General features: G+C 51.1%; 15 protein-coding genes. 10 read left to right on the top strand and 5 right to left on the bottom strand.

Translation table 11 applies throughout. The annotated features are described in order from the left end of the window. The first annotated feature begins 63 nt into the window (after positions 1–63). Positions 64–1,179 (top strand): diguanylate cyclase AdrA, encoded by a 1,116-nt coding sequence (adrA, locus tag A1SC_RS01355; RefSeq protein ID WP_000484071.1) that lies wholly within the window; start codon positions 64–66, stop codon positions 1,177–1,179. Between the two features lie 16 nt (positions 1,180–1,195). On the opposite strand, the gene proC is transcribed toward adrA, so the two are convergent. Next, on the bottom strand, positions 1,196–2,005 hold the full coding sequence (gene proC, locus A1SC_RS01350; protein ID WP_000412183.1) for a pyrroline-5-carboxylate reductase: 810 nt from the start codon (positions 2,003–2,005) through the stop codon (positions 1,196–1,198). Positions 2,006–2,126: 121 nt separating this feature from the next. Between proC and A1SC_RS01345 the strand changes: the two genes are divergently transcribed. The 5 genes from A1SC_RS01345 to ppnP all read left to right on the top strand — a co-directional run bounded on the left by A1SC_RS01345 (position 2,127) and on the right by ppnP (position 4,824). Then, entirely contained in the window at positions 2,127–2,585 is a 459-nt protein-coding gene (locus tag A1SC_RS01345) for a YaiI/YqxD family protein (protein WP_000158170.1), read from the top strand. A 182-nt stretch (positions 2,586–2,767) separates the two neighbouring features. After that, positions 2,768–3,292: a shikimate kinase AroL gene (gene aroL / locus A1SC_RS01340; protein WP_000193402.1), complete on the top strand. Its 525-nt coding sequence runs from the start codon at positions 2,768–2,770 to the stop codon at positions 3,290–3,292. A 49-nt stretch (positions 3,293–3,341) separates the two neighbouring features. Continuing rightward, a complete protein-coding gene (gene yaiA / locus A1SC_RS01335; RefSeq protein ID WP_001142443.1) occupies positions 3,342–3,533 on the top strand; it encodes a protein YaiA in 192 nt (63 codons plus the stop codon). A 257-nt stretch (positions 3,534–3,790) separates the two neighbouring features. Further along, positions 3,791–4,468: an AroM family protein gene (locus A1SC_RS01330; protein ID WP_016262986.1), complete on the top strand. Its 678-nt coding sequence runs from the start codon at positions 3,791–3,793 to the stop codon at positions 4,466–4,468. A 71-nt stretch (positions 4,469–4,539) separates the two neighbouring features. Further along, positions 4,540–4,824, top strand: a complete 285-nt coding sequence (ppnP, locus tag A1SC_RS01325) for a pyrimidine/purine nucleoside phosphorylase (protein WP_000941942.1) — start codon at positions 4,540–4,542, stop codon at positions 4,822–4,824. Positions 4,825–5,181: 357 nt separating this feature from the next. Here ppnP and rdgC read toward each other — a convergent pair whose 3' ends face one another. Further along, positions 5,182–6,093 (bottom strand): recombination-associated protein RdgC, encoded by a 912-nt coding sequence (rdgC, locus tag A1SC_RS01320; protein WP_010379449.1) that lies wholly within the window; start codon positions 6,091–6,093, stop codon positions 5,182–5,184. A 124-nt stretch (positions 6,094–6,217) separates the two neighbouring features. Between rdgC and mak the strand changes: the two genes are divergently transcribed. Then, a complete protein-coding gene (gene mak / locus A1SC_RS01315; RefSeq protein ID WP_016262987.1) occupies positions 6,218–7,126 on the top strand; it encodes a fructokinase in 909 nt (302 codons plus the stop codon). A 178-nt stretch (positions 7,127–7,304) separates the two neighbouring features. On the opposite strand, the gene araJ is transcribed toward mak, so the two are convergent. From araJ to sbcD, 3 genes are all read right to left on the bottom strand, one after another. Further along, complete coding sequence (gene araJ, locus A1SC_RS01310) at positions 7,305–8,489, bottom strand: MFS transporter AraJ (protein ID WP_024214663.1); 1,185 nt, start codon at positions 8,487–8,489, stop codon at positions 7,305–7,307. Between the two features lie 125 nt (positions 8,490–8,614). Next, positions 8,615–11,758, bottom strand: a complete 3,144-nt coding sequence (gene sbcC / locus A1SC_RS01305; protein WP_016262989.1) for an exonuclease subunit SbcC — start codon at positions 11,756–11,758, stop codon at positions 8,615–8,617. After that, complete coding sequence (gene sbcD / locus A1SC_RS01300; protein ID WP_016262990.1) at positions 11,755–12,957, bottom strand: exonuclease subunit SbcD; 1,203 nt, start codon at positions 12,955–12,957, stop codon at positions 11,755–11,757. Before sbcD ends, sbcC begins: the two co-directional genes overlap by 4 nt. Before the next feature lie 189 nt (positions 12,958–13,146). Between sbcD and phoB the strand changes: the two genes are divergently transcribed. The 3 genes from phoB to brnQ all read left to right on the top strand — a co-directional run bounded on the left by phoB (position 13,147) and on the right by brnQ (position 16,915). Continuing rightward, positions 13,147–13,836, top strand: coding sequence for a phosphate response regulator transcription factor PhoB (gene phoB / locus A1SC_RS01295; RefSeq protein WP_000113928.1), 690 nt, complete (start codon positions 13,147–13,149; stop codon positions 13,834–13,836). A 57-nt stretch (positions 13,837–13,893) separates the two neighbouring features. Then, positions 13,894–15,189, top strand: coding sequence for a phosphate regulon sensor histidine kinase PhoR (gene phoR / locus A1SC_RS01290; protein WP_000893630.1), 1,296 nt, complete (start codon positions 13,894–13,896; stop codon positions 15,187–15,189). Between the two features lie 406 nt (positions 15,190–15,595). Continuing rightward, the gene (gene brnQ / locus A1SC_RS01285) at positions 15,596–16,915 is read left to right on the top strand and encodes a branched-chain amino acid transporter carrier protein BrnQ (protein ID WP_001515877.1); all 1,320 of its coding nucleotides are present in this window, start codon (positions 15,596–15,598) and stop codon (positions 16,913–16,915) included. The last annotated feature ends 31 nt before the right edge of the window (positions 16,916–16,946 follow it).

The raw sequence follows: 16,946 nt of genomic DNA on the forward strand, positions 1-16,946 counted from the left end.
CACCCGAAATATCATACTCCCGCTCTTAATCCCGTCTCTATAATTTGGGCAAATTGTTTCTAAATGTTCCCAAAAATAATGAATGATGAAAACTTTTTCAAAAAAGCGGCGGCGCACGGGGAGGAACCACCATTAACTCCTCAAAACGAACATCAGCGTTCCGGGCTGCGCTTTGCCCGTCGCGTCAGGTTGCCCCGTATGGTTGGGCTGGCTGGGATGTTCTTACCGATTGCATCAACGCTGGTTTCGCACCCGCCGCCGGGGTGGTGGTGGCTGGTGTTGGTCGGCTGGGCTTTTGTCTGGCCGCATTTAGCCTGGCAGTTAGCGAGCAGGGCCATTGATCCACTTAGCCGGGAAATTTACAACTTAAAAACTGATGCAGTATTAGCGGGGATGTGGGTAGGCGTGATGGGCGTAAACGTGCTGCCTTCGATCGCGATGTTAATGATTATGTGTCTGAATTTGATGGGGGCTGGTGGCCCTCGTCTGTTTGTCGCTGGTCTGGTGTTAATGGTAGTTTCCTGCCTTGTCACGCTTGAACTAACGGGTATCACGGTGTCGCTAAATAGTGCACCGCTGGAGTGGTGGCTTTCCCTTCCCATTATCGTTATTTATCCTCTGCTGTTTGGCTGGGTCAGCTACCAGACGGCAACAAAACTTGCAGAACATAAACGCAGATTGCAGGTAATGAGCACTCGTGATGGCATGACGGGGGTTTATAACAGGCGTCACTGGGAAATTATGCTGCGTAATGAGTTTGATAATTGTCGGCGGCATAACCGCGATGCGACGTTATTAATCATCGATATCGACCATTTCAAAAGCATCAACGACACCTGGGGCCACGATGTGGGTGATGAAGCGATTGTGGCACTGACCCGACAGTTACAAATCACTCTGCGCGGCAGTGATGTGATTGGTCGTTTTGGGGGCGATGAATTTGCGGTGATTATGTCTGGTACGCCAGCAGAAAACGCCATTACCGCCATGTTACGCGTACATGATGGGCTAAATACATTACGCTTACCAAGTACGCCGCAGGTGATGTTGCGGATAAGTGTTGGTGTCGCGCCGCTGAGTCCGCAAATGAGTCACTATCGCGAGTGGCTGAAATCGGCCGATATGGCACTCTATAAAGCAAAGAAAGCCGGACGTAACCGCACCGAAGTGGCGGCCTGACGTCCGGAGTGGTTCATCAGGATTTGCTAAGTTTTTCTGATTTTTCCATACACTTCGTCATCGCTTCGATCACTGCGGCACGGAAACCTTTCTCTTCCAGCACGCGTACTGCTTCAATGGTGGTGCCTCCTGGTGAGCAGACCATATCTTTCAATACGCCCGGATGTTCTCCGGTTTCCAGCACCATTTTTGCAGATCCCATTACCGCCTGGGCGGCAAATTTATACGCCTGCGCGCGTGGCATCCCACCTAGTACGGCGGCGTCGGCCATCGCTTCGATAAACATAAAAACATAGGCAGGTGAAGAACCGCTCACGCCGACCACCGGGTGGATCATCGGTTCGGCAATCACCTCCGCCTCGCCAAAACAGCGGAAAATATTCAGCACATCGGCGGTATCCTCTGGCGTGACCAGTGCGTTTGGCGTCACGGAGGTCATCCCGGCATTGACCAGCGCGGGAGTGTTCGGCATGGCGCGGATAATTTTCCGGTCATGGCCCAGTGCCCGGGCAAGTTGGTCGAGTGTGACGCCCGCAGCAATAGAAACCACCAGCGAGTCTTTATTCAGGCTGGAAGTGATTTCACTAAGCACTTTGATCATAATGCCAGGTTTAACAGCGGCAAAAACGATGTCGGTGATTTGTGCCACTTCCTGCGCCGATTCTGCGGCGTTGATGCCAAACTGATCATGCAAAGCGGCGACTTTATCCGGGGAGGGGGTATAGACCCAGATTTGCCCTGGAAGAACCTGACCACTGGCAATCAGACCGCCGAGAATGGCTTTTCCCATATTGCCGCAGCCAATAAAACCGATTTTCTTTTCCATTGCCTCACTCCTGCCGTGAAATTCATTGTTTTGGAAAGCGCCTGGTCAGAAGCATAAACAGAACTATGCCGGAAGGCAAAAGCGCGACACAATAGAGGATGACCCAACAAAGGAGGGGCTTATGACGATATGGGTGGATGCCGATGCGTGTCCCAATGTAATTAAAGAGATTCTGTATCGCGCAGCAGAACGTATGCAGGTGCCGTTGGTGCTGGTGGCAAATCAGAGTTTACGCGTGCCGCCATCGCGGTTTATTCGCACGCTACGCGTCGCGGCAGGCTTCGATGTTGCCGATAATGAAATTGTACGTCAGTGTGAGCCGGGCGATCTGGTGATCACTGCTGATATTCCTTTGGCTTCTGAAGTCATCGAGAAGGGGGCTGCGGCACTTAATCCACGTGGCGAACGTTACACGACGGCGACCATTCGCGAACGCCTGACAATGCGCGATTTTATGGACACCTTACGCGCCAGTGGTATTCAAACCGGGGGGCCAGATAGCCTTTCACAACGTGACCGCCAGGCCTTTGCCGCTGAGCTGGAAAAGTGGTGGCTGGAAGTGCAACGTAGTCGCGCATAAATGTAATTTATTATTTACACTTCTTTCTCGCTAATTTCTTGGTATAGTAAGGTGTAGATTGAAATTTTTACCTTAAGTGGAATTATTTCTTTACAATCGAAATTGTACTAGTTTAATGGTATGATCGCTATTCTCACGAAACCGGCTTTCGCCGCATTGCGGCCTTTTGGGGAAAACCCACGATGACACAACCTCTTTTTCTGATCGGGCCTCGGGGCTGTGGTAAAACAACGGTCGGAATGGCCCTTGCCGATTCGCTCAACTATCGGTTTGTCGATACCGATCAATGGCTGCAATCACAACTCAATATGACGGTCGCAGAGATCGTCGAAAGGGAAGAGTGGGGCGGATTTCGCGCCAGAGAAACCGCAGCACTGGAAGCGGTGACTGCGCCATCCACTGTTATTGCCACGGGTGGCGGCATTATTCTGACGGAATTTAATCGTCACTACATGCGTAATAACGGGATTGTGGTTTATTTGTGTGCGCCAGTAGCGGTACTGGTTAATCGCCTGCAAGCTGCACCCGAAGAGGATTTGCGACCAGCCTTAACCGGAAAACCGCTAAGTGAAGAAGTTCAGGAAGTGCTGGAAGAACGCGATGTGTTATATCGCGAAGTTGCGCATATTATCATTAACGCTAACAACGAACCCAGCCAGGTGATTTCTGAAATTCGTTGCGCCCTGGCACAGACGATCAATTGTTGATTCCCGAGTGCCTATACTTAACGTTCATCCTGTGAAATAAGGAAGAACGATGCCAACGAAACCACCTTATCCTCGTGAAGCATATGTTGTGACGATTGAAAAAGGAAAACCAGGGCAGACCGTAACCTGGTATCAGCTTAGAGCCGATCATCCCAAACCTGACTCTTTAATCAGCGAACATCCGACAGCTTTGGAAGCGATGGATGCGAAAAAACGCTATGAGGATCCTGACAAAGAGTGACCATATCAGACTGCTCGGAAAGGACTCTGAGTGCCGCTACAACGGACTTGCGTCACATTTTTCGCAATCCATGTTTTCCTAATAATTAGAATATTAAACAATAACAATCCATTACTGGAATCATTTGGAATCTTTACATTATGCCGGATGCGTCTGCTGCTACGCTTTTTGTCATTTGTAGCACAGGTAAGTGTCAGCAGTGGTGCTTAGCATTTGCCCGGTAATTAACGACGAAATAAAAGTAAGGTGGAAAAACAATGAGTGCGTCGTTGGCGATCCTGACCATCGGCATTGTACCTATGCAGGAAGTTTTGCCGCTCCTGACTGAGTACATTGACGAAAATAACATTTCCCATCATAGCCTGCTGGGGAAGTTAAGCCGCGAAGAAGTGATGGCGGAGTATGCGCCAGAAGCAGGTGAAGAAACGATTCTCACTTTATTAAATGATAATCAACTGGCCCACATTTCGCGTCGTAAAGTGGAGCGAGATCTGCAAAGCGTGGTTGAAGTGCTTGATAATCAGGGGTACGACGTCATTTTGCTGATGAGTACGGCAAACATTAGCTGTATGACGGCGCGTAATACAATTTTTCTCGAACCGTTACGTATATTACCACCGCTGGTTTCCTCCATTGTCGAAGGTCATCAGGTCGGTGTTATTGTACCGGTAGAAGAACTGTTGCACGTTCAGGCGCAAAAATGGCAAATCCTGCAAAAACCCCCCTTGCTTTCTCTGGGCAATCCCATTCACGATTCTGAACAGAAAATCATCGATGCCGGGAAAGAATTACTGGAAAACGGCGCAGATGTCATCATGCTGGATTGTTTGGGATTTAACCAACGTCACCGCGATTTACTGCAAAAACAGCTCGATGTTCCTGTTTTGCTCTCTAACGTATTGATTGCAAGGCTGGTGGCAGAATTACTGGTTTAATTTTGCGTGACAGTCAGCGCCTCTGACCCCTATAGTGAAGTGGATGTTTAACTACCAGACAGGGCCAGTTTATGCTTCAAAGTAACGAGTACTTTTCCGGCAAAGTGAAATCGATCGGCTTTTCCAGCAGCAGCACTGGTCGCGCCAGCGTTGGTGTCATGGTTGAAGGCGAATACACCTTCAGCACCGCTGAACCTGAAGAGATGACGGTAATCAGCGGGGCGCTGAATGTGTTGCTGCCTGATGCGACCGACTGGCAAGTGTATGAAGCCGGTTCCGTATTCAATGTTCCCGGCCACAGTGAATTCCATTTGCAAGTTGCTGAACCGACCTCTTATTTGTGCCGCTATCTGTAATATCTCGCCTTCCCGTTGATTGGGAGGGCATTTTTCTGAAAAGTAATTTGTTTTTATAATTAAAAATTTCAAAGGCTGCTGATTTTTATATTTTCGATATATTCAAATCAATTGGCTTTATTGAACGTTAACATTTAAATCAAAGGGTTAGGTGCTTGTATTGCTGGCCATGACGTTCAATCTCTAATTCATTGCTACCGCTACCTGATGCGCAATTAAAATAGTGGAAGCTCCGGTTTGCCATGTTATAAAAATCATTGCTCGATGTAGCGAATGATTATATTAATGCCTGGTATGGCGTCACATGCCAGATAAGACGCGCAGGCTTCTTATCTGGCGTTGAAGAAAAATCAGCAATTAACGTTGTGCTTCGCCACCTAATCCTTCGATCAGGTTTTGAATTAATGCTGCCAGTTCGCCGGTCATCAGGATGAAATCGGCATCAAAACGCTGGGCGTAATCTTCACGGTCGATGTCTTCGTTTTGATCTCGCAGTTCGTCGCAGAACTTCAGGCGCTTAAGCGAACCATCGTCACACATCACAAACTGAACGCGCTGCTGCCAGTCGAGCGCCAGTTTAGTCACCACTTTTCCGGCTTCAATATGATTGGTGATCTCTTCGCAGGTCAGATCCTGTTTTTTCGCACGGATCACGCCGCCATCTTCCAGCAGCGATTTCAGCTCGGCTTCATCAAGCAACTGGAATCCCTGTGCCGCGCTACCGGAGCGTACCCATTCGGTCAACGTCAGTTCAATCGGGTTTTCCATGCTCAACGGCACAACCGGTAACGACCCCAGACTTTTACGCAGCAGCGCCAGCGTATCTTCCGCTTTTTTGGCGCTGGCGCAGTCCACCATGATCAAACCATTAACCGTGTCGATCCACATCATAGTTTGGCTAAAGCGGCTGAATGCGCGCGGCAGCAGAGAGTGTAGCACCTCATCTTTCAGGGAATCTTTTTCGGTCTTCTTCAGCTTACGCGCCTGTTCCGCTTCCAGTTTGGCGATTTTCGCTTCCAGCGCCTGTTTAATGACCGGAGACGGGAGAATTTTTTCTTCTTTACGCGCACAGATAACAATTTGACCATTGGCAACGTGCGTTAATGCATCGCTGTGCGATCCCATCGGAGGAACCCAGCCCATCTTCGCCATGTCCTGGCTGCCGCATGGGGTAAATGCCATCGAGGCTAGCTGTTTTTCCATCTCTTCCGCACGCAGCGAAATTTCGCGGCTAAGACGGTAAACCATTAAATTTTTGAACCACAGCATGATAATTTCCACGGCCTTGTCGTTAAATTTAGCGGGCATAATAACGAATTGTCGGCGGCCTTGCATTGTCAATCCGGGTGTCCGTCTCTACGCTATTGATATTGAAAAAAATAAGGAGAGTTCTGTGCGTATAGGTATCGATTTAGGCGGCACTAAAACTGAAGTGATTGCACTGGGCGAGGCCGGGGAGCAGTTGTACCGTCATCGTCTGCCCACGCCGCGCGATGATTACCAGCAGACCATTGAAACGATCGCCACGTTGGTAGAGATGGCGGAGCAGGCGACAGGGCAGCGCGGAACGGTAGGCATGGGCATTCCAGGCTCGATTTCGCCCTACACCGGCGTGGTGAAAAATGCCAATTCAACCTGGCTTAACGGTCAGCCATTCGATAAAGACTTAAGTGCGCGACTGCAGCGGGAAGTCCGTCTGGCCAATGACGCCAACTGCCTGGCGGTTTCAGAAGCGGTAGATGGTGCGGCATCAGGAGCGCAAACGGTCTTTGCCGTGATTATCGGCACGGGGTGCGGCGCGGGGGTAGCCTTCAATGGTCGGGCGCATATCGGCGGCAATGGCACGGCAGGCGAGTGGGGACATAATCCGCTACCGTGGATGGACGAAGATGAACTGCGTTATCGCGAGGAAGTCCCTTGTTATTGCGGTAAACAAGGTTGTATTGAAACCTTTATTTCTGGCACTGGATTTGCCACGGATTATCATCGTTTAAGTGGAAATGCGCTGAAAGGCCGCGAAATTGTTCGTCTTGTTGAAGAGAAAGAGCCCGTTGCAGAGCTGGCATTGCGTCGTTACGAGCTACGACTGGCAAAATCGCTGGCACATGTGGTGAATATTCTCGATCCGGATGTGATTGTGCTGGGCGGTGGAATGAGCAATGTTGACCGTTTATATCAAACGGTTCCGCCGTTGATTAAACAATTTGTCTTCGGTGGAGAATGTGAAACGCCGGTACGTAAGGCGAAGCATGGTGATTCGAGCGGCGTACGCGGTGCCGCGTGGTTATGGCCGCAAGAGTAAAAACAGTTAGGCCATTGGTGCATCATGCCTGATGCTCAGGTCTGATAAGGCGCTCGCGCCGCATCCGACATCGTACTCCGATGCCTGATGTGACGCTTGCCGCGTCTTATCAGGCCTACAAAATGAGCATATCTGTACGCCGCATCCGGCAACAAGCAACGTTCACCGTGACCGCGACCTACCCCAATGGTTTCGCCAGCACCGGATTATCCGCCGCTTGCTGGCGCTTATAGCGACCATACAGCAGCAACGACGACATCGCAGCAAACGAAAGCAAGGCGGCGGGCAGCGCCACGTAATTATATGCCAGCCCCAGCGTCAGCATCATACCACCGCAATATGCGCCAACTGCGCTACCGAGGTTAAACGCTATTTGCCCACCTGCAGCACCTAATAACTCTCCACCTTTGGCATTTTGCAGTAGCAGAATTTGCAGCGGTGCAGAGAGGGCAAATAATCCCGCACAACAAATAAAAGCAAAAACCAGCGACGTTGTTTTCATACCGCCGAAGAAAAAGAGCATCAGCAATGCAAGCACAATAATGAAGTCAGTCACTGCCGCAATGCGCAGCGGAGAGTAACGTCCTGAAATCCGGCCACTTAGCACATTCCCCAGTACCATCCCCAGCCCGACCAGCATCATAATGAAGGTCATCGCCGTTTCCGAAAAACCGGAAACAAACATCATGTAAGGTTTTACGTAACTGAACCAGGCGAATACCCCCGCGTTACCAAACATGGTGGCGGCAAAAATTAGCCACGGCGCGGGGCTTCGCAAAAAATGAAACTGTTCGCGCAGGTTTCCTTTCGCCTCGTCGCGAATATCTGGCACCCAAAAATAGACCGATGCCATCACTGCAATATTAAAAACAGAGATTAATAAAAAGGTGTAACGCCAGCTAAATTCCTGGCTTAAATACGTTCCCAGCGGAATACCCAGCAGATTGGCGACCGTCATCCCGGAAACCATACCCGCCACGGCGGCGGTGACTTTACCGGGTTTGATAATTTTCGATAATACAATCGCTCCGACACCAAAAAATGCGCCATGCGGAAAGCCGGAAACCAGTCGGCCAATGGCGAGCATCAGGTAAGACGAAGATAACGTAAACATGGCGTTGCCAATGACGCACAATGTCACCAGAAACAACAAGATATGTTTGAGCGAGTAGCGGTTGGAGAAGAGGGCGATTATCGGCGCGCCGACCACCACGCCCAGCGCATAATACGAAATCATATGCCCGGCGGCAGGAATAGAAATCCCCACATTATGCGCCAGCTCCGTGAGCACGCCCATAATGCCAAATTCGGCCATCCCCAGACCAAACGTGCCGAGAGCCAAAGATAAAATAACTTTATTCATACCACCATCACAACCAACAGGACGGCTACGAATCACCGTAGCCAATAAAGTGATAGCTTGCAGGATAACGACCAATCAGGCCAAGAGATAATTCGCCCCTCTGTATTCATTATCCTGCTGAATAGTTATTTCACTGCAAACGCGCTGTCCAGTTTGCTGTAGCCCAGACCGTTGATCTTCTTCACTTTGATTTGCACAGGAATACGCTCTTTCATCTCTTCAACGTGGCTAATTACGCCGATAGTTTTACCGCTGGCGTTCAGGGCATCCAGTGCATCAAGGGCGGTATCCAGCGTTTCGCTATCCAGCGTGCCGAAACCTTCATCAAGGAAAAGTGAGTCAATACGCGTTTTATGGCTGACCAGATCCGAAAGCGCCAGCGCCAGCGCCAGACTGACGAGGAAACTTTCGCCGCCGGAAAGGGTGCGGGTATCGCGCACCGCGTCGGCCTGCCAGGTATCGACAACCTCGACTTCCAGCGCCTCGCTGGCTTTGCGCTGTAACAGATAGCGCCCGTGCAGACGGGTCAGTTGCTGATTAGCGAGATGGACCAGATTATCCAGCGTCAGCCCCTGGGCGAATTTACGGAATTTGTCACCCTCTTTGGAGCCAATCAGCGAATTAAGATAACCCCAGTCCTCAACCTGCTGTGTCGTTTGAGTAATTTGCTGCATTAAGGTTTGTTGTTGCTGACGGTTGTCTGCATCCTGTTTCAGTTGCTGGCGAATCTCGCCCTGATGGGTGGTATTTTCACGCAGTTTTTGGTTAGTTTGTGCTAACTCTTGCTGAATCTGTTCCGCTGTCAAAGTGAGATCCAACCCGTCAGGCTGGTGTTGCTGATGCTGTGCCAGAGCTTCTGCCGCCTGAGCTGCCAGCGTTTGCGCCTGACGGCGCTGGTTTTCCAGATTCTGCTTGAGCTGTTCCAGTTGCGCTAGTGTTTGTTCATCCATCAGTGCCGCAAGAAACGCTTGCTGATCGGCAAAAATGCTGGCCTGTAGGGCAGCGTCAAACTGTGCCTGGACATTTTGCAGACTTTGCGCCGCCAGAACTTCCTGTTGCTGCAACGTCTGTTGCTGGCTTTGTAACGCGAGGCATTGCTCGTGAATTTGCCGCCAGTTTTCCAGCGTCACCGTTTCTTCGCTGTGCGGAAGTTCATCACTTTGCGGCAGCGTTTCCAGAATCGGCGTCAGTTGCTGGATGCGGTTTTGCAGCCCGCTTAATTCGTTCTGGCGCTGTTGCCAGATCTGCGCTTCTTGCTGACGTGCCAATAACCAGCTCTCTTCTTCATCTTCCTTCGGCAATGCCAGCGCGTAATCCGCTAATGCCGTAGAGAGTTGCTGATGGCGTTGTTCAATTTGCTGTTGATACTGGATAATTTGCTGATTATGCGCGGCAATTTGCGCCTGCAATTCTTGACGCTGATTGAGTAATTGCAGTTGCTTTTCATGCTCTTCCTGGGCGGTAAGCCACGGTTGAATATCGTCCTGCGGCTGCAAGGTGATACTGAGGCTGGCAGTGAGTGTCTGCCATTCCTGAGTAAGTGCTTGCTCATCTTGCCGGAGGCTTTGTGCTTCGTTTTCATCCCGCTGAAGCTGCCTGGTTAATGCGTCCAGTTGTCCACGTAATGCCGCGCCTTCTTCACCGAGCTTTTTCACTTCGTTTTCCAGCGTCAGTAATCGGGCCTGATTAACGCCAGGTTCCAGTGCCTGATACGCCTCTACCGCCGGGTGGCTGGTGGAACCGCAAAGTGGACAAGGTTGACCTGCTTGTAACTGTGCGCGCTGTGCTTCCAGCGTTTTGATGCGCTCTTCCTGCTCGCAAATGGTTTTGACGTCGGCAAGCTGTTGCGTTTTTTCCTTATAACGCTGGCGCATTTCGGTCAGTGCGGCGTTACGTTGCGTCTGTTCCTGCGTGACGCTCTGGATAGTGGCTTGTAACTGCGCCAGCCGTTTTTGCTGGGGAGCAATTTGCCCATGCAGTGCAATCAGGCGCTGACGTAGCGGGCGTTGTTCAGCATGTTGCGCTTGTGCGACAGCAACTTCATCGCCGGTTAAAGCTAAAGAGATAGCCGGAAGGGCATTAAGTTTTTGCCGGGCATGGGTTAATTGCTGTTGCCACTGTCGCAGATGCCCGCGTTCACTGGCCTGTTGGGAGAACTGCGCACGCCAACCCGCCAGCTCGTTGTTCCACAGACGGAAGCGGTCGTGTTCCTGTAACCACGCATTCAGGGTTTGTTGATGGTGCTGTAATTCAGCCGACTGCTTCGCCGCCTGGTGACGAATGCTCGCGCGAAACACCATTGTGCTCTGTAAGCGAGTATTTACTTCTTCAATCTGTTGGCGAGTATGCGCCAGCGCCGTAGAGTGTTCTGCAATACGTTCCCAGTGCGGGCGGAGATTTCGTGCGGGTTGTGCCAGACTAAGCGCCGCCAGTTGAGGTTGCGCTTTTTCTTCTTCGGTCAACGCCAGTTGCAGAGCCTGCTGACGACGGCTGGCCTCCTGCTGTAATTCATCCAGACGTGTTAACCAGTTAAGCGATTGTTGCTCTTGCTGCTGTGCGGCGAGTAACAGCTTTTCTTCGTCAGTGAGTACCTGCAAACTTTCTGTTAATGATTGCACCTGTTCAGGCGCTAATAACGCGACGCCGCTGGCCTGCGCTTGCAGTTTCTCCAGCTCAGTGCGGGCCGATTTGTGCTGTTCAAAGACCATCGCGGAGATTTGCCCGTAAATTTCGGTGCCGGTTAACTCCTCCAGCAATTCTGCGCGTTCTTTCGGTTTAGCATTGAGGAAGGCAGCAAATTGCCCCTGCGAAAGCAGCATCGAACGGGTGAAACGTCCGTAATCCAGCCCGGTTAACGTCGCCGTCATTTCCAGCTTATCTTTCACTTTATCAGCGAGGATTTTACCGTCTGTGCAGCGCGCCAGCTCTACGCGTGGCACCTGCAAATTACCGTCCGGCTGGTTACGCGCCCGGTTCTGGCTCCAGAATGCGCGGTAGGCCTCGCCTTTCACTTCAAACTCCACTTCCGCCAGACATTCGGCAGTATCGCGGGTCATCAGGTCATTTTGCGATTGCGAAACGTTGGAGAGGCGCGGCGTTTCGTGATACAGCGCCAGACAAATGGCATCGAGCAGCGTGGTTTTACCCGCGCCGGTTGGGCCGGTAATGGCAAACAGACCGTTGCTGGCGAACGGTTCGCGGGTGAAATCAATCTTCCATTCGCCTTTTAATGAGTTCAGGTTTTTCAGGCGCAGGCTGAGAATTTTCATGCTTCGTGTTCTCCGGCGAGGGTCTGCAACGTCATGGCGAAAAGATGTTGCAGGCGTTGATGCTGCGATTCATCCAGTTCTTCCAGTGCCAGACGACGATTAAAAACGTCTTCGACGCTAAGTTCGCTGAGTGTTTCACGCTGTTGGCTGGCTAACACACGCTCGCGCTGCTCCCGACTGCGACGCACCAGTAATACTTCGACAGGCAGTGATTCGGTTAATGCCTGGATTTTGCGCTGAATATCATGCAGATACTCATCGGTAGTGATTTCAATATCCAGCCAGACAGGCGGCTCCTGTGGCACATTACGCCATTGTTCAAGTTGCGCGGTAATCGATGCCAAATCGCCTTTCAGCACTGCCATCGGTTGCGTTACCGGTACGCTCAGGTTTTCCACGCTCTCTAATTTGCCATTTGAAAATGTCACCAGATGGACATATTTACTCTTGCCGCATTCATCAAAACTCAGTGGGATGGGAGAGCCGCAATAGCGGACATGTTCCATGCCGCCAATGATCTGCGCGCGGTGAATATGCCCGAGCGCGATGTAGTCGGCCGGCGGAAAGTTTTGTGCCGGAAACGCGTCCAGCGTGCCAATATAAATGTCACGCACGGCGTCACTTTTACTCGCGCCAACGGTCGTTAAATGCCCCGTTGCGATGATGGGCAGAGGTTGATCGCTGCGCAATTTGCAGGCATCTGCATAATGTTGTTGGTAATAATCGGTGATTGTTGCCAGCAAATGCTGCTGTTTTTCAATACCGTTAAGTCCCGCCTGGCTGGTAATAATGTCACGCGGGCGTAAAAAAGGGATAGGGCACAGTACCGCGCCAGGCGTTCCGTCGCGACGAGGCAATATTTGCGGCGCATGTCCGGCGCTGGCGACCACGGTGGTATTGAGAAACGCCATGATATCGCGCGATTCATTCAGCGTGGCTACTGAGTCATGGTTTCCTGCCAGTACCACCAGATGACAGCCTGTTTGCTGTAAATTGACAACAAAACGGTTATATAACGTGCGGGCGTAGCTGGGCGGTGAGCCGGTATCGAAAACATCACCGGCAACAATAATTGCATCCACCTGATGGGTTTGCGCTGTCTCCAGCAGCCAGTCAAGAAAGGCCTGGTGTTCAGCTTCGCGGCTTTTACTGTAGAAGTTCTGGCCGAGATGCCAGTCTGAGGTGTGAAGGATGCGCATAACAATTCCCTGGCGAAAAAGCATAGGCGCGATTATACCCAATCAGGTGTCTTATTTGCTTTTTTCTGCGCCACGGAAATCAATAACCTGAAGGGGAGTGCGACGTTCTTTTCATAAATCTGTCATAAATCTGACGCATAATGACGTCGCATTGATGATCGCAATCTATTTATTACAACAGGGCAAATCATGGCGAGACGTATTCTGGTCGTAGAGGATGAAGCTCCAATTCGCGAAATGGTCTGCTTCGTGCTCGAGCAAAATGGCTTTCAGCCGGTCGAAGCGGAAGATTATGACAGTGCTGTGAACCAACTGAATGAACCCTGGCCGGATTTAATTCTCCTCGACTGGATGTTACCCGGCGGCTCCGGTATCCAGTTCATCAAACATCTGAAGCGTGAGTCGATGACCCGGGATATACCGGTGGTGATGTTGACCGCCAGAGGGGAGGAAGAAGATCGTGTGCGCGGTCTTGAAACCGGCGCGGATGATTATATCACCAAGCCGTTTTCACCGAAGGAACTGGTGGCACGTATTAAAGCGGTGATGCGCCGTATTTCACCGATGGCGGTGGAAGAGGTGATCGAGATGCTGGGGCTAAGTCTGGACCCGACGTCTCATCGGGTGATGGCGGGCGAAGAACCGCTGGAGATGGGACCGACTGAATTTAAGCTGCTGCACTTTTTTATGACTCACCCCGAGCGTGTGTACAGTCGCGAACAGCTATTAAACCACGTCTGGGGAACCAATGTTTATGTAGAAGACCGTACGGTTGATGTCCACATTCGTCGCCTGCGTAAAGCACTGGAACCTGGCGGGCATGACCGCATGGTACAGACCGTGCGCGGTACAGGATATCGTTTTTCAACCCGCTTTTAACGCCTTGCTCGTCGGACGCAGAGCAAGGCTTGTTTGTTCATAACTGGAGTATCTTACGTGCTGGAACGGCTGTCGTGGAAAAGGCTGGTGCTGGAGCTGCTACTTTGCTGCCTCCCGGCCTTCATCCTGGGTGCTTTTTTGGGTTATCTGCCCTGGTTTTTATTGGCATCGGTAACGGGACTGCTTATCTGGCATTTCTGGAATTTATTACGCCTCTCATGGTGGCTGTGGGTGGATCGCAGTATGACGCCGCCACCCGGGCGTGGAAGCTGGGAACCGCTGCTGTATGGCTTACACCAGATGCAGTTGCGTAATAAAAAACGCCGCCGCGAACTGGGCAATCTCATCAAACGCTTTCGTAGCGGCGCGGAGTCGCTGCCCGATGCGGTGGTGCTGACCACGGAAGAGGGCGGGATCTTCTGGTGTAACGGGCTGGCGCAACAAACTCTTGGCCTGCGCTGGCCGGAAGATAACGGGCAGAACATCCTTAACCTGCTGCGTTATCCGGAATTTACGCAATATCTGAAAACGCGTGATTTTTCTCGCCCGCTCAATCTGGTGCTCAACACCGGGCGGCATCTGGAAATTCGCGTCATGCCTTATACGCATAAACAACTGTTAATGGTGGCGCGTGATGTCACGCAAATGCATCAACTGGAAGGGGCTCGGCGCAACTTTTTTGCCAACGTGAGCCATGAGTTACGCACGCCATTGACTGTGTTGCAGGGTTACCTGGAAATGATGCATGAGCAGCCGCTGGAAGGTGCGGTACGTGAAAAAGCGTTGCACACAATGCGCGAGCAAACCCAGAGAATGGAAGGACTGGTGAAGCAGTTGCTGACGCTGTCGAAAATTGAAGCTGCGCCAACACAGTTACTCAATGAAAAGGTTGATGTACCTATGATGCTGCGTGTCGTTGAGCGTGAAGCCCAGACTCTGAGTCAGCACAAACAGACATTTACCTTTGAAATAGATAATGACCTAAAAGTGTCTGGCAATGAAGATCAGCTACGCAGTGCGATTTCGAATCTGGTCTATAACGCGGTGAATCATACGCCAGAAGGTACACATATCACGGTGCGCTGGCAGCGAGTGCCGCACGGTGCCGAGTTTAGTGTTGAAGATAATGGGCCGGGTATCGCACCGGAGCATATTCCACGGCTGACCGAGCGTTTTTATCGTGTTGATAAAGCGCGTTCCCGACAAACCGGTGGTAGTGGACTGGGGTTAGCAATTGTTAAACATGCGGTGAATCACCACGAAAGCCGCCTGAATATTGACAGTACGGTGGGCAAAGGTACGCGTTTCAGTTTTGTTCTGCCGGAACGTTTAATTGCCAAAAACAACGATTAATCTGCCTTTGTCATTTTTTGTTGCCATAAGCCAGCCGACGCTGGCTTTTTTTCTTTGCAGCCAAAAAATAAGCGCTAAACCTTACAAGGGTTGGTGATTTTTTGTTCGCATGATTAGCCATGACTTTTTCGCTGAAATAGCGTTTTATACTGGTTAGTGATTTCTTATCGTTATATCCCTCTGGTTTTTAGATCCCATCTTGCTTTAAAACGTTATAAGCGTTTAAATTGCGCTTCAGGTGCTGTCATACTGACTGCATTCAAGCGGTAAATCGAAAAACTATTCTTCGCCGCGTCAGGTTGGGAGTATTTCCCGCTGAAATTGTTTAAAAATACCGCTGTATCATCCCCAGGGATTGGCACAAAAATTTAACGTTACAACACCACATCCACAGGCAGTATGATTTATGACCCATCAATTAAGATCGCGCGATATTATCGCTCTGGGCTTTATGACATTTGCGTTGTTCGTCGGCGCAGGTAACATTATTTTCCCTCCTATGGTCGGCTTACAGGCGGGCGAACACGTCTGGACTGCTGCGTTTGGCTTTCTCATTACCGCCGTTGGTCTGCCGGTATTAACGGTAGTGGCGCTGGCGAAAGTTGGCGGCGGCGTTGATAGCCTGAGCACCCCCATCGGTAAAGTTGCTGGCGTGTTACTGGCAACCGTCTGCTATCTGGCAGTGGGGCCGCTGTTCGCTACGCCACGTACGGCAACCGTCTCCTTTGAAGTCGGTATTGCGCCGCTGACGGGGGATTCTGCACTGCCGCTGTTTATCTACAGCCTGGTCTATTTCGCTATCGTCATTCTGGTTTCGCTCTATCCGGGCAAACTGCTGGATACCGTCGGTAACTTCCTTGCGCCGCTGAAAATTATCGCGCTGGTCATTCTGTCTGTTGCTGCAATTGTCTGGCCTGCGGGTTCTATTAGCACCGCGACTGAGGCTTATCAAAACGCTGCGTTTTCTAACGGCTTTGTTAATGGCTATCTGACGATGGATACGCTGGGTGCGATGGTGTTTGGTATCGTTATTGTTAACGCGGCGCGTTCTCGCGGCGTTACTGAAGCGCGTCTGCTAACCCGTTACACCGTCTGGGCTGGCCTGATGGCGGGCGTTGGTTTAACTCTGCTTTATCTGGCGTTGTTCCGTCTGGGTTCAGACAGCGCGTCGTTGGTTGACCAATCCGCAAACGGTGCGGCTATTCTGCATGCTTACGTTCAGCACACCTTTGGCGGCGGCGGGAGCTTCCTGCTGGCAGCGTTAATCTTCATCGCCTGCCTGGTCACGGCGGTTGGCCTGACCTGTGCCTGTGCGGAGTTCTTCGCCCAGTATGTACCGCTCTCTTATCGTACCCTGGTATTTATCCTCGGCGGCTTCTCGATGGTGGTGTCTAACCTCGGTTTGAGCCAGTTGATTCAGATCTCTGTGCCGGTGCTGACTGCCATTTATCCGCCATGTATCGCACTGGTTGTATTAAGTTTTACACGCTCATGGTGGCATAATTCGTCCCGTGTGATTGCTCCGCCGATGTTTATCAGTCTGCTTTTTGGTATTCTCGACGGGATCAAAGCATCTGCATTCAGCGATATCTTACCGTCCTGGGCGCAGCGTTTACCGCTGGCCGAACAAGGTCTGGCGTGGTTAATGCCAACAGTGGTGATGGTGGTTCTGGCCATTATCTGGGATCGCGCGGCAGGTCGTCAGGTGGCCTCCAGCGCTCACTAAATCACTGAAAATTTGTTTTAACCACGGGGCT

The sequence above is a fragment of the Escherichia sp. KTE52 genome (genome assembly GCF_000408325.1).
Taxonomy (GTDB): Bacteria; Pseudomonadota; Gammaproteobacteria; order Enterobacterales; family Enterobacteriaceae; genus Escherichia; species Escherichia marmotae.

What these genes read in the sequence shown, in the direction of transcription:
- adrA (WP_000484071.1), top strand. Translation starts at nt 64, where the DNA reads ATGTTCCCAAAAATAATGAATGATGAAAACTTTTTCAAAAAAGCGGCG.
- proC (WP_000412183.1), bottom strand. Translation starts at nt 2,005, where the DNA reads ATGGAAAAGAAAATCGGTTTTATTGGCTGCGGCAATATGGGAAAAGCC.
- A1SC_RS01345 (WP_000158170.1), top strand. Translation starts at nt 2,127, where the DNA reads ATGACGATATGGGTGGATGCCGATGCGTGTCCCAATGTAATTAAAGAG.
- aroL (WP_000193402.1), top strand. Translation starts at nt 2,768, where the DNA reads ATGACACAACCTCTTTTTCTGATCGGGCCTCGGGGCTGTGGTAAAACA.
- yaiA (WP_001142443.1), top strand. Translation starts at nt 3,342, where the DNA reads ATGCCAACGAAACCACCTTATCCTCGTGAAGCATATGTTGTGACGATT.
- A1SC_RS01330 (WP_016262986.1), top strand. Translation starts at nt 3,791, where the DNA reads ATGAGTGCGTCGTTGGCGATCCTGACCATCGGCATTGTACCTATGCAG.
- ppnP (WP_000941942.1), top strand. Translation starts at nt 4,540, where the DNA reads ATGCTTCAAAGTAACGAGTACTTTTCCGGCAAAGTGAAATCGATCGGC.
- rdgC (WP_010379449.1), bottom strand. Translation starts at nt 6,093, where the DNA reads ATGCTGTGGTTCAAAAATTTAATGGTTTACCGTCTTAGCCGCGAAATT.
- araJ (WP_024214663.1), bottom strand. Translation starts at nt 8,489, where the DNA reads ATGAATAAAGTTATTTTATCTTTGGCTCTCGGCACGTTTGGTCTGGGG.
- sbcC (WP_016262989.1), bottom strand. Translation starts at nt 11,758, where the DNA reads ATGAAAATTCTCAGCCTGCGCCTGAAAAACCTGAACTCATTAAAAGGC.
- sbcD (WP_016262990.1), bottom strand. Translation starts at nt 12,957, where the DNA reads ATGCGCATCCTTCACACCTCAGACTGGCATCTCGGCCAGAACTTCTAC.
- phoB (WP_000113928.1), top strand. Translation starts at nt 13,147, where the DNA reads ATGGCGAGACGTATTCTGGTCGTAGAGGATGAAGCTCCAATTCGCGAA.
- brnQ (WP_001515877.1), top strand. Translation starts at nt 15,596, where the DNA reads ATGACCCATCAATTAAGATCGCGCGATATTATCGCTCTGGGCTTTATG.